The organism is Streptomyces sp. CNB091 (assembly GCF_000377965.1).
The window spans coordinates 55,569-67,896 of the sequence record NZ_KB898999.1; the positions used below are offsets into that span (position 1 = coordinate 55,569).

The 12,328-nt window shown below is 71.0% G+C and carries 11 protein-coding genes; 9 read left to right on the forward strand and 2 right to left on the reverse strand.

The window, feature by feature from the left end; all coding sequences use genetic code 11:
• Window positions 1-184 precede the first annotated feature (184 nt).
• Window positions 185-1,018 carry an ABC transporter ATP-binding protein gene (locus D581_RS01000000137435; RefSeq protein ID WP_018958682.1) on the forward strand — a complete coding sequence of 278 codons (834 nt, stop codon included), beginning with the start codon at window positions 185-187 and terminating at the stop codon, window positions 1,016-1,018.
• Window positions 1,015-2,214 carry an ABC transporter permease gene (locus tag D581_RS0118395; RefSeq protein ID WP_018958683.1) on the forward strand — a complete coding sequence of 400 codons (1,200 nt, stop codon included), beginning with the start codon at window positions 1,015-1,017 and terminating at the stop codon, window positions 2,212-2,214. Before D581_RS01000000137435 ends, D581_RS0118395 begins: the two co-directional genes overlap by 4 nt.
• A gap of 69 nt (window positions 2,215-2,283) precedes the next feature.
• On the opposite strand, the gene D581_RS0118400 is transcribed toward D581_RS0118395, so the two are convergent.
• Window positions 2,284-3,186 carry a type II CAAX endopeptidase family protein gene (locus tag D581_RS0118400; RefSeq protein ID WP_018958684.1) on the reverse strand — a complete coding sequence of 301 codons (903 nt, stop codon included), beginning with the start codon at window positions 3,184-3,186 and terminating at the stop codon, window positions 2,284-2,286.
• Between the two features lie 406 nt (window positions 3,187-3,592).
• Here D581_RS0118400 and D581_RS0118410 point away from each other — a divergent pair, with 406 nt between their 5' ends.
• Entirely contained in the window at window positions 3,593-4,378 is a 786-nt protein-coding gene (locus tag D581_RS0118410; protein WP_018958686.1) for an SAM-dependent methyltransferase, read from the forward strand.
• On the opposite strand, the gene D581_RS1000000141665 is transcribed toward D581_RS0118410, so the two are convergent.
• Window positions 4,351-5,577 carry a hypothetical protein gene (locus D581_RS1000000141665; RefSeq protein ID WP_018958687.1) on the reverse strand — a complete coding sequence of 409 codons (1,227 nt, stop codon included), beginning with the start codon at window positions 5,575-5,577 and terminating at the stop codon, window positions 4,351-4,353. The two genes, D581_RS0118410 and D581_RS1000000141665, sit on opposite strands and share 28 nt — an antisense overlap.
• A 198-nt stretch (window positions 5,578-5,775) precedes the next feature.
• Between D581_RS1000000141665 and D581_RS0118420 the strand changes: the two genes are divergently transcribed.
• From D581_RS0118420 to D581_RS0118445, 6 genes are all read left to right on the forward strand, one after another.
• Window positions 5,776-6,072: a type II toxin-antitoxin system prevent-host-death family antitoxin gene (locus D581_RS0118420; RefSeq protein WP_018958688.1), complete on the forward strand. Its 297-nt coding sequence runs from the start codon at window positions 5,776-5,778 to the stop codon at window positions 6,070-6,072.
• Between the two features lie 188 nt (window positions 6,073-6,260).
• On the forward strand, window positions 6,261-7,049 hold the full coding sequence (locus tag D581_RS0118425) for a hypothetical protein (RefSeq protein ID WP_078625876.1): 789 nt from the start codon (window positions 6,261-6,263) through the stop codon (window positions 7,047-7,049).
• 181 nt (window positions 7,050-7,230) lie between these two features.
• A complete protein-coding gene (locus tag D581_RS0118430) occupies window positions 7,231-7,965 on the forward strand; it encodes an ABC transporter ATP-binding protein (RefSeq protein WP_199787814.1) in 735 nt (244 codons plus the stop codon).
• The gene (locus D581_RS0118435) at window positions 7,965-10,565 is read left to right on the forward strand and encodes a hypothetical protein (protein ID WP_018958691.1); all 2,601 of its coding nucleotides are present in this window, start codon (window positions 7,965-7,967) and stop codon (window positions 10,563-10,565) included. The genes D581_RS0118430 and D581_RS0118435 overlap by 1 nt, the downstream gene beginning before the upstream one ends.
• A gap of 204 nt (window positions 10,566-10,769) precedes the next feature.
• Window positions 10,770-11,453: an HNH endonuclease family protein gene (locus tag D581_RS0118440; RefSeq protein ID WP_032752817.1), complete on the forward strand. Its 684-nt coding sequence runs from the start codon at window positions 10,770-10,772 to the stop codon at window positions 11,451-11,453.
• A gap of 224 nt (window positions 11,454-11,677) precedes the next feature.
• Window positions 11,678-12,298, forward strand: coding sequence for a hypothetical protein (locus D581_RS0118445; RefSeq protein WP_026290650.1), 621 nt, complete (start codon window positions 11,678-11,680; stop codon window positions 12,296-12,298).
• The last annotated feature ends 30 nt before the right edge of the window (window positions 12,299-12,328 follow it).

Below are 12,328 nucleotides of genomic sequence, written 5' to 3' on the forward strand. Positions count from 1 at the left end.
CCGCCCGGTCCGCTTGGCCCGCCCGGCCCCCTCGGCCCCTTCGGTCCCGTCGGCCTCCGAGACCTGCCCGGCTCCCTCGGCCCCTTCGGCCCCCTTGGCCTCCGAGACCCACCCGGTCCCCCCTGCTCCTGCCGTCCCCGTCGCCCCCGAGAACCGCCCGACCTCCCCTGCCCGTCCCGCCCCCGTGGCCCCCGCCGTCCCCATCGCCCCCGGCGTCCCCGTCGTCCCCGTCGTCCCCGTCGTCGAACTCCGGAACGCCTCGAAGTCCTACCCCGGCGGCGTCCACGCCCTGCGCGCCGTGAACCTCACGGTCCACGAGGGAGAACTCCTCGCGGTGGTCGGCCCGTCCGGCTCCGGCAAGTCCACGATGCTCAACGTCATGGGCACCCTGGACCGGCCCACCTCGGGCACGGTCCGGGTCGCCGGATACGACGTGTCCGCGCTCTCCGACGCCCGCCTCTCCGCCCTGCGCGCCCGCCATATCGGCTTCGTGTTCCAGCACTTCCACCTGGCGGCCGGGCGCGACGCGGTGGACAACGTCGCCGACGGGCTGCTGTACACCGGCCTCCCCTCCCGGGAGCGGCGCGACCGGGCCCGCGAGGCGCTGGCCCGCGTACGCCTGGACCACCGGACCTCGCACACCCCGAACGAGCTGTCCGGCGGCGAGAAGCAGCGCGTGGCCATCGCCCGCGCCCTGGTGGGAGAGCCCAGGCTTCTGCTGGCGGACGAGCCCACCGGGGCCCTGGACAGCGCGTCCGGCGAGATCGTCATGGAGCTGCTGCACGAGCTGAACGCGTCCGGCACCACGGTCTGCGTGATCACCCACGATCACGGGATCGCGGCCTCGCTGCCGCGCCGGGTCCGTTTCAGGGACGGCGAGATCGTGGCGGACGAACGCTCCCCCGCACGTGGGCCGGCAGGCCACTCGACCTCACGCGGACCGGCCGACCACTCCACCCCCCGTACGCCGGGCGCACGCCCCACCGCACCCACCCCCCGTACGGAGGCCGGCGCATGACCCGTACCCATGACCTCAGGCCCGCCCGCCTCTCCCTCCGGGACGTCCTGGGCGTCGGCGCGGTCGGGCTGCGGGCGCGCCGGGCCCGGGTGGTGCTCTCGGCGCTCGGGATCGCCATCGGCATCGCGACGATGGTCGCGGTCGTCGGCCTGTCCGAGTCGAGCCGGGCGGACCTGATGTCCCGGCTCGACCGGCTCGGCACCAACCTCCTGACCGCCGAGGCGGCCGAGGATCCTCTCGGGGGCACGGTCGAACTGCCGAAGAACGCGGTGGCGATGGTCGAGCGGATCGGCCCGGTGCGACACGCCACGGCCACCGCCGAGGTCGATGCCCGCATCCGGCGGAGCGTCCTCGTGCCCGAGGAGCGCACGGCCGGGGTCACCGCCCAGGCGGCCCGGACCGACCTGCTCTCCACGCTCGGCGGCGAGGTGGCCCGGGGCACCTGGCTGACCCGGGCCGGCGAGCGCCTGCCCACCGCCGTCCTGGGCGCGGTGGCGGCGGACCGCCTCGGTGTCACCCGCCCCGGCGAGACGATCATGCTGAACGACATCCAGGTGGCCGTCGTCGGGATCCTCGAACCCGTCGAGCTGGTCCCGACCCTGGACCGGGTGGCCCTGATCGGATTCCCCGCCGCAGCACGCTACTTCGGCTTCGACGGCCACCCCACCACGATCTTCGAGCGCTCCACGGACGCCTCGGTCGAGGACGTACGGGCGGTGCTGGCCCGCACGGTCAGCCCCGGCAACGAGGCCGGTGTCCGGGTCTCGCGCCCCTCGGACGCGCTGGCCGCCCGCGCCGCCGCCGACAAGGGGCTGACGGCCCTGATGCTCGGGCTCGGCGCGGTGGCCCTCCTGGTCGGCGGGGTGGGCGTCGCCAACACGATGGTCATCTCCGTGCTGGAGCGCCGCCAGGAGATCGGCCTGCGCCGCGCACTGGGGGCGACGCGCAACGCGATCCGGCTCCAGTTCCTGACCGAGTCGCTGCTCCTGTCCTCGCTGGGCGGCGTCGCGGGCGCGTTGCTGGGCTCGGCGGCCACGTACGGGTTCGCGCGGGCGCAGGGGTGGACGGCGGTGGTCCCGCCCTGGTCTCTGGCGGGCGGCCTGGCCGCGACCCTGGTGATCGGCGTGGTCGCGGGTCTCTACCCGGCGATCCGCGCCTCGCGCCTGCACCCGACGGTGGCGCTGAACGCGACCTGAGGGGCGCGACCTGAGGAGCGCGACCTGAGGAGCGCGACCTGAGGAGGCAGGGCGCGAGAAGGACGGGTGTCAGGGGCTGACCCGCTCGATGCCACGTCGCTCGGCGATCTTCGCCACGGTCAGGCAGTACAGCGGGGCGAAGACGAGTTCGAGGACCAGGGCCTGCCAGGGGGCGTCGGCGGCGGTGCTGGTGTCGTCGAGTTCCCCGAAGCCCGCCGCCAGGCCGAAGGCCAGTACGTTGTTGGCGACGTGCAGGACGATCACCGCTTCGAGACCGCCAGTACGGATCACCAGCCAGCCCCACCACAGCGCCGAGTAGAGCAGCAGGAGGAAGCCGGAGAGTTCGCCGAACCCGTGGGCCAGGGCGAACAGGAGGGACGCCAGCACGATCGCGGGCCAGGGTGAGCGCACGACCCGGCCGATCACCTGGACCAGCCAGCCCCGGAAGACGTACTCCTCGGCGGCGGCCTGGAACGGGACGAGCGCCAGCACCACGGCCAGGCTCAGCAGAAAGTAGGGCCAGCCCGGGAAGCCCGTACCGGACTCCGTGAGCGGTTCCGCGTCCCAGGTCCAGGCGATCAGCAGCCCGATCTGGACGGCCATGAGCGGGAAGCCCACGGCGGCGCAGCGTCCGAGCCAGCCCCAGCGCAGCCGCCCGACGACGGAGGACACGGTCCCGGCGGGCCGCCGACCGAGGAGGCGGGCGACCCACAGGACGATGGGTATGCCGACCGCGATGCCGACGAGCGAGATGGCCAGTTCGGCGACCGGGTCCTCGAAGAAGACTTCGCTGTCCGCCGAGGCGGGCCCCGCGTCCAGCACGTCCGCGATGATCGCGCCGACCACACCGACCGCCACCATGCCCAGCACGACCAGAACGAGGGCGACCAGCAGTTCGCCCAGCCAGCCGAACCGTCCGCCCTGCCCGTTGCGCCCCTGCTCGTCGTAGCGGGAGCCCGAGGGCGCACGCACCGGCCCGGTCGGCGGACGGCTCCACTCCGGGGGCCGGTCCCAGCCCTGCCAGGTGGCGTCGGGCGGGCGGGGCGGTTCGGCGGAGGACGTCGGCGGTGACCAGGGAGACGGAGGAGATGGAGGAGACCAGGGAGACGAGGGAGACGAGGGAGACGGAGGAGGCGAGGGAGACGAGTTCGGAGGCTGGGGCACGTCAGCAGGCGGGTTCACACCAGCGATCTTCGGCGCGCACGGCGTACGAGGTCAACGCGGAAGCCCGCGGGGACGGACCCGCGTGCGGCCGGACGTAACCGCAGGGCGGGCGCGAGGGGCGCACCGAGACCCGAACACCCCGCCGACGCACCGGTATTGCTGTGGCACACTGCGTCGACCGATTGGTCCACACCACGTGTATCAGGAGTCCGGCATGACAGCAGCGACGCCCCACCCCCCGATCGACACCAGCAAGCCGCACTCGGCCCGGGTCTACGACGCGCTGCTCGGCGGCAAGGACAACTATCCCGTGGACCAGCAGGTGGCCGAGCTCCTGCCCGTCGAGGCGAAGGTCGGCGCCCGGCAGCAGCGCTCCTTCATGAACCGCGCGACGGCCTGGCTGGCGGGCGAGGGCGTGACGCAGTTCCTGGACATCGGGACGGGCATCCCCACCGAGCCGAACCTGCACCAGACGGCCCAGGAGATCCGCCCCTCCGCCCGGGTCGTCTACTGCGACAACGACCCCATCGTTCTGCGCCACGCGGAAGCGCTGCTGGTCAGCCGCCCGGAGGGCGTGACGGACTACGTCCACGCCGACGTCCGCGAGCCCGCGATCATCCTCGACGCGGCCCGCGAGACCCTGGACTTCGACCGCCCGATAGCCCTGTCACTCCTCGGCCTGCTCCACCTCCTCCCCGACGTCGAGGACCCGCTCGGCATCGTCCGTACGTTCACGAGCGCCCTGGCACCCGGCAGTTACGTCGTGCTGTCCCACGGCGCGTCCGACGCGAACGAGCAGCTCGGGAAGCGGAGCGAGGACGAGTACAAGAAGGGCGGCATCCAGCTGGCCCTGCGGAGCCGCGAGGAGTTCTCGCGGTTCTTCGAGGGCCTGGAGATCGTCGCCCCCGGCCTGGTGAAGGCCCCGGAGTGGTTCAACGGCACGCCCGCGCCCACCCAGGAGTTCAGCGGTATCTACGTGGCCGTGGCCCGGGTCCCGTAACCGGGAGGCCCCTCGACGCCCCCACCCGCCCGGGCCTCGGCGGCGACGAGCTCCCGCCAGGGCGGCCGCGGAGGTTCGGGGTCGGCTTCGGCACGGGCCAAAGCGTCGGCCCAGTGGGCGCGTTGCTGCTCGCGGTGACAGGGCCCGCACGTGGTGACCCATGACGCGTGCGGCCGGAACATGTGCTCCTCGCCGGGCCCGTCGCAGGCGATCAGGGGCGGTGGCGGTGGGGGCAGTGGTGACGCCGGGGGCGGGGGCTCCGCCGTCGCCTCCGGGTGCGGCGGCAGCTTCTCCACCAGCCGGTGCGCCAGGAACCCGAAGGCCGAACGCACCCCGTCCTCCGGCAGGGCGCTGCACAGCGCCAGCCGCAGGTCCCCGGCGCTGACGCCCCGCCGCAGCCACTCGGCGGCGAGCGCGCCGAGCTTGCGGGCCTCGCGCACGCCGAGCGAGAGCTCACGCGTCTGGTGCCGCAGCGAGAGCAACACGCGTTCCGCGAGGAGGACTTGAGCCGGGCCCGGGTCTTGGTCCGGGTCTTGGTCCGGGCCCTGGCCCGGGTCCTGGTCCGGGTCCTGGTCCGGGTCCTGGTCCGGGCCCTGGTCCGGGCCCTGGTCCGGGTCCTGGCCCGGGTCCTGGCCCGGGTCCTGGCCCGGGTCCTGCTCCTCGTGGCCTAGCTCCGCCGACTCGCTTTCCGCCTCCACGACCGCTTCGGTGGGTGGGTGGGAAGAGTCTTCGCCCTGTTCTTCGTCTGCGGGTAATGGACCACCGGCCGTCCGACAGGTCGGCTCACCGACCGTCGGAGAGTGCGTACTCGGAGCGGACCACACGTCCAGGTCGGGGGAAGCGCCCACGCCCCCGTACCCATCGGCGGGAACACCGGCGCGGAGACGGGCAGCCTGGTCAGCCGTCAGCGGCTCGTTGCTGAACACCTGGACGGTACGCCAGCGCCCTCCGTCGAGGCTCTCCCGCTTCTCATGCACGTACCCGTGTGTCACGAGGTCGGCCTTGGCCTTCTGATAGGCGCGACCGGTCATACGGAGAGCGCGGGCGTGCTCGCCCAGAGCCTTGTCGCGCTGCTCTTCGGGCAGCCCCTGGACGTAGAGGACCAGAACCTTGGCGTCACTGCCGAGACGCGGGTGGCGCACCAGGCAGTTGGGGGCCTTCGTATAGCCCCGAGGGGGCGGGATAACATGCGAAAGCATCGCGGGTGGACTCCTGATCCACTGGTGGTGAAGGCCCTCGGGTAAGTGCGCTAACACCCCCGGGGGCCGCCCTATGCGCTGCGCAAACCTGAGCGCACGGAGCGTGATGTCACGATCACCGTACCGCAGAAGGTGCCCCCCACGTCACGCTCCGTCTGCGGCGTGCGCCGACCGCGCAAAAACGGGCACATTGATCTCATGAACGAGCCCGTGACCGCCTGCATGGCAGAGGTACGCAAGCATCTCGCGGACGTCATCGACCGCGCCCGCTGTGACGGGACGCCCACGATCATCACCCGCCGAGGCAAGAGCGAAGCGGTCATCGTGGACGTCGACGCATACCGACGCCTGCGCGAAGCCGCCGAGCGGTACGAGGACGCATGGCTCAACCGACTCGCGGACGAGGCAGAGGCCGAGACCGAGACCGAGACCGAGGGAACCGATGGATCGGTATCCCTCGAAGAATTGGCCGCGCTCCTCCGGTCGGCCAACTGACCCAGGGGCCACGAGGCACGATGGCGTACCCGAGTAGGTGACTACCGGGCCGTGGTGATCAAATCGTTGCCGCCTCGCGCACAACCGCGCACACCCCTCCCTGGTCTCCTGGTCAGCCGCGAGGAAAACCTCGGGCAGGCGCGCCTGCGCGCGCGGCCCCGGGCGGCTGGGGAGAGGACGGGATCGACGTGAAGAGCGTGAAGAGAGCAACGCGGAGAGCGGTGGTGGCCGGTGCGGCCGCGGCCGTGTTCACCGGGGTGGCGGCGGTGCCGGCCGGGGCGGCGGAGGGCGGGGTCGCCTTCTCCCGGGTCACGGTGAACGGCGGGAAGCCGATCGTGATCGGGGTCAAGAAGGAGGTCGAGCTGTACGTGACCTTCCGGATGACGACCAAACTCAAGCACAAGTCCTACCCGACGGTGTTCCCCTACCGGGGCAAGCTCGGCTCCAGCGAGACGCTGTGGAATTCCATCCTCGTCAACGACTGCGTGGTCGTGAACAAGGCGAAAGGGATCTGCGACTTCGAGGAGTGGCTGACCATCGACCCGAGGCACTACGACTTCGGGAACGAGGACGCCGGCGCCTGGAAGACGGCCGCGCAGCTGTACCTCCCCAAGGGCGCCGAGGACATCGACGACGAGAAGCTCCCGTTGCAGGTGAAGCGGGCGACCCGTGTCACGGTCAACGCCTCGCCGGAGCCGGTCGCGAAGGGGAAGACGCTCACCGTGACCGGAAAGGTCAGCCGGGCGAACTGGGACACCCACACGTACCAGGGGTACGGGGGCCGCTCGGTGAGCCTCCAGTTCAAGGCGGCGGGCTCCTCCTCGTACAAGACGGTCAAGAAGGCGACGTCGAGCAGGACAGGAGCCCTCAAGACCACAGTGAAGGCCACCAGCGCGGGGACGTGGCGGTGGACGTACTACGGCAACACGACTGCCGGCGCGAGCTCGTCGACCGGGGACCGGGTCGCCATCCGGTAGGCGCGGTCGGCGGCAACATGGCGGACGGGCTGCTGGACGTCCGGAGTGGTCTTCACCGAAGAGTGAGGACCACCTGTCGTTCTGAGACCGGCGCCTTCAACGGCACTGGCGACAGACAGGGCCTGGCTCCGGAAGCCAATGACAACGACGTCTCGCCGCTGAACAGCGACGAGGTCAGCTCGTGGCGAACCAGGCACGGCTGCTAAACCGCTCAGAGAGCAGAAGCGCTGACGACATGGCCGGAGCACCGCTGATACAAACTCGCGACCTGTGTAAAGCCTACCGATCGGCAGTGGAAACGGTGTGGGCCGCACGGGAGGTGAACTTCGCCGCCGGCGCGGGCGAGTTCGTCTGCGTATACGGGGCGAGCGGCTCCGGGAAGTCGACCCTGCTGAACCTGCTGGCCGGCCTGGATGTCGCCGATACCGGTGACATCCAGGTCGCCGGTGTCGACGTCAGTGCGGCGGATGAGGCACAGCGCGCGCGTCTGCGGTTGGATGCCGTCGGAGTGGTCTTCCAGCACCACCAGTTGGTGGATGAGTTCACCGCCGCCGAGAACGTTGCGCTGCCGCTGGAGGCGCGCGGGGACACGTCCTCTGCTGCCCGTGCAGAGGCTGTCGCCCAATTGGCCCGCGTGGGCCTGGCCGGGCTGGAGGACCGACTTCCCGGTCAGTTGTCCGGCGGCCAGCGGCAGCGGGTGGGTATCGCCCGCGCGCTGGCCGGTGACCGCGCCGTGCTCCTGGCGGACGAGCCGACAGGAGCCTTGGATTCGGCCGCTACGAGGGAGATGTTCACACTGTTGCGGAAGTTGTGCGACGAGGGGGTGCTGGCAGTGGTCTGCTCCCATGACACCCGCTGCCGGGAGTTCGCCGACTCGGTATATGAGGTCGTCGACGGCCGCCTGGAACACCGCTGATGGCGCGGCAGCCGAAGCAGGCCGACAAGGGCAATTCGGTCCTGCCGCAGCCACGGCTCGCGGCACGGCTGGCATGGCGGCTGGGCCGGCGCCAGGGCCAATGGATCGGTGCCTCTTCAACGGTGTTCGTGGCGGGCCTGTTCACGATGGCCATGTTCATCGCGTTGTCGACGTTGTCACTCTCAGGTGCTCAGGAGGCCGATCGCGACTTGGGCCGCTTCGACGCGCTCGCCAGCGCTGAGATGACGCTTCCCCCCGGCAGTAAGACGCCGGCCCCGGCCATGGCGGGGGCCGCTCAGCAGGCCGGTGCGAACGAGTCCGCCGCCTTCCTCACCGCGCTCGACGTACAGCTCGCCGTCACTCCTGCACGGAACGTGACCCTGCTGGAGGGGCAGTGGAAGCCCAACCCGTACCCATATGTGTACGAGTTGACGGCCGGGCGCTGGCCGCAACAGCCGGGCGAGATCGTTGTAACCGACCCAGGGGACGTCAAGGCCGCGGCCGGTCAGACGCTCACCGTGCTCGGTGACGTTCGGCTGCGCGTGGTGGGCGTCGCAGACAACCACTACGCAAACACCTCGGCCCTGCTCGCCGCGCCAGGCACGTGGAGCAGTCTGGACCCGAAAATCGCTGAGGGCTACCCCTCCCTGGCCGCACAGCCGTACCTGCTGTGGACCGGAGGGCCAGAACAAGCCGTCATGGACGCGGTGACAAAGACGCTCACGTCGTACAGCGATGGCTCCAACTCACAGGAGGCCGAGGGCGGACCGGAGCTTCTGCCCGGCCCGCCGACCCTTCGGGCACAGATGGAGACCAAAGCAGCCGATTACTGGATCGAGAAGTCCCCCGCCGGATACGCCATCCCCGCCGTTCTGGTCCCCACCAGCGCCGTGCTGCTGATGTTCGGGCTCGTCGACCGACGCCTGCGGCGCACCACGGAGACCATGGTCTCCTTGGGGTTGCGACCCGCCACCACGGTAGCGGCCGTGAGCTTCGCCTGTGTGGCATGGTGCCTGGCGGCAGCTACCGCCGGTGCCGCTGCCGGAGTTGCCACCGGCTGGGCCCTACGACCTCTCCTGGCGTACCTGCAAGACCGGCCGGTGGGAGATGTCGAAGGAATCACAGACGCTGCTACGCAGCTCATCGCTCTGGTCGCGGCAACCGGAGTGCTGACCGGCGCGGGGCTGCTCCTGGCCCGCCGGACCCGCAGCGAGCAGCTTCACCCCACCACCACGTCACTGGCACACCAGCCGCGGGCGAAGAACCTCCGCAAGAAGAGTGCCGCGACGGTTGTCCGCGATGTCCGCCAGCTGGCCGCGCTGGGCGTCTGGTGCGTCTGCGTGGTCTACACGGCGACACGCCTCGACACTCCGTCCGAGGGCATGTTCCTGATCGCCTTGATCACGGCCGCGGTGGTGCTGACGTTGCCGGAGTTCTTCGGACTCGCGACCCGTCTGCTCACGGAGCGTGACGCCCGCCGCAGGCTGGCCCGCCGTCAACTGCAGGCCGACCGACGGCGGGCGCAGGCCGCCCTCGCCGTCCTTACCGTGATCATCGGCGCCAGCCTGGGCATGCTCGCCCTTCTCGACACTCTGATCCGCAGCAGCGAGAACACCGTGCAACCGGACGTCCTGCCCGGCCAGGTACTCCTGGCGCACCGGGCCAGCAGCGCCTTCGCACCACCCGAGCGGATGCTCACCGTGCTCAAGGAGAGCCAAGTTCTCGAAGGCCTTCCCCGGGTGGAACTCCACCGCCTCTCGAAGGAGTCCGTGGACGAAACCGGCCCCGTCCCCAGCACAACTCGCCAAGGCAACGACGGCGGCATCCTGGCCGTCGACTCACCCGACGACGTCCCCGTCCTGACCGGCCGCCCCCTTACCGCCGACCAGCGCGCGCTGCTCGACCGCGGCGGCCTCCTGGTCTGGGCGGACCGGGACAACGCCCCGCCCCCCGAAGGACAGCCGACCCGACTGGTGGTGGCTGAGGGCGACCGTATCCTCACCGAAACCCCTCCCCTGCCCTCCAAACCACTGGAACTCGCACGCACGGGCTGGCGCGCCGGCACGGACGGAATCCTTCTCGTCGACACCGCCCGCCGCCTTGACCTCCCCATCGCCATGCGGGGCCCGATCATGGTCGCCGACGTCGAGAACGGCCAGGACAAGCGCGTGCAACAGGTCCTCCAGGACCACGCGATCGACGCGCGCGCCGCCTACATCTATGTCGAGCCAGAACCACCGGTCCCGGATACCGCGCTCTACGTCTCCGCCGCGGCCTTGGCCCTGCTTGCACTCGCCACCGTCCTCACCGCGCTCCGCGGCCAGACCCGAGCACTCAAGACCTACATCGACAGCCTCATCGCGCTCGGCATCCCGCCATCCTGGGGCCGCCACATCATCCTCTGGCAGTACGCCGTGCTCCTGGGAACCGCCACTCTCCTCGGGCTCTTCATCGCCATCGTCCCGACCGTGGCCCTGGCCACCCAGATCCCCGACTTCCAGCTCAGCATTCCCTGGGGACAGATGAGCCTGCTCCTCGCCACTCTCGGCCTGGCCTCCGTACTCGCCGCAACCCGATCAACGCTCGCTCTACGCAGGTAAGGGCAGCGCCGTCCACCATGGATCGATCGTTCTCAGGGTGAGCGAAGCGACCACCGGCCCGGCGCGGGGGCGTGTCGGGGACGAGGCGACCGGGGAGCACCAAGCACGGGCTGTGGAAGCGTTCCTCCGGTGAACTCGCTGACCCGTGCGGGTGATTGCGGACACGCAGGCTGCGCGAAGGCGGGACGCGGCCGGTAGAACGCGCTGGTGATCAAGAACCTCGCGCGCGGTATCGGCGCGCTCACCCTCGCCCTCGCCCCTCTTCTCCCGTCTCCCGCCACTCCAGCAGCGCAGGCCGCTCCGGTGGCGGAGGTGACGACCCTGGCCGACGCCGTCGGCCTGCTCAAGGTGACCGAGGAGAACCGCTCCGGCTACACCGCTTCGTCCTTCCGGCACTGGAACGCGGGTGAGGACCCGACGGACGGGTGCGACACCCGGGCCGAGGTCCTTCTCGCCGAAGCGGTCGTCGCTCCGACCGTGGGGTCTGGTTGCAAGCTGACCGGCGGCAGGTGGACGTCCTACTTCGACGGCCAGGAGGTCACCGACGCCGGATCCCTGGACGTCACCCACCTCGTCGCGCCCGCCGAGGCCTGGGATTCCGGCGCCTCCGCCTGGACCGCGGAGCAGCGGGAGGCCTACGCGAACGACCAGGGGTCGGACGTCTCCCTGGCCGCGGTCACGTCACGCACCAACCGTCAGAAGGCGGACAAGGACCCGGCGGACTGGATGCCGCCGTCCCCGGAGGTCCAGTGCCGGTATGCGGGGGAATGGGTGGCGACCAAGCTCCGCTGGCAGCTCACGGCGGACGACCGCGAGTTGGAATCGCTGAAGGTGTACGCGGAGGGGCCCTGCGAGGACGCCATCGTCCGCTACACACCGATGGTCTGACCCACCCGCCTACGGGAACGGCTGGTCCGCCGGAACCCCCCTCTGCGGACCAGCCGCTCCCGTAGACCCGCAGTGGTCGGCCCGTCCGGGCGACGTGCGAAGGGCGTCCGGACGGGCTCCGCTCTCCGCCCGCCGGAGCGCCCGGCGACACGCCGGACATCCCGGCACTGGCCGGTCAGCGGCCCGTACGCGACGTGCCGTGTACCCCCTCCTATGCTGCCTCCATGGGTATGGACCTCACGGTGTTCATGGTGGACTGGGGTCAGTTGAGTGCCTTCCCTGTCGAGAGCCGGATCGGACGGCTTGAGGACATGGCGTGGCCGGGCGAGTTCGGCGACGTGAACGACAGCGGGCCCGAGCGCGCCCATGGCTGGCTCTGGCCTCCTGGAGGAGCACCGGCGTGGTGCGCCGTATACAGCTTCCTCACCGCCACCGGCGCCCACATGCCGCATGTCCGCGCGGGCACCGCATGGGCTGACATACGGCCGCTCGTCGGCGCGCCCGTGCGTGAGGTGATGGACAGCTTCCTCGGAGGTCTGATCTGGGACTGGGATCAGGCCAATACTCCGGCACCGGTCGGCGGAGGAGTCTTCCCGCCGGCCGCCGACCGCTGGCACCCGAATGTCCTTCTGGTCTGCCTGCCGGAGGCGGTGGCGGGCAAGGCTCGGGCCTGGGAGCGGGTGGAGCCGTGTCTGGAGAAGTTGAGCGGCCCGTTCGCGGTCGAGTGCGAGGGCTGGGCGGGCCGCCCGGACACCTTCGAGGACTTCGTTGCCCTGCTGCGTGAATGGGGCGCAGTGGTCACGGAGGCTGCTCACCGGGGATGGGGCCTGGTGGGGCTGCCCTGACTTTCAGCGCCGACGCGAGCATCAATCGTC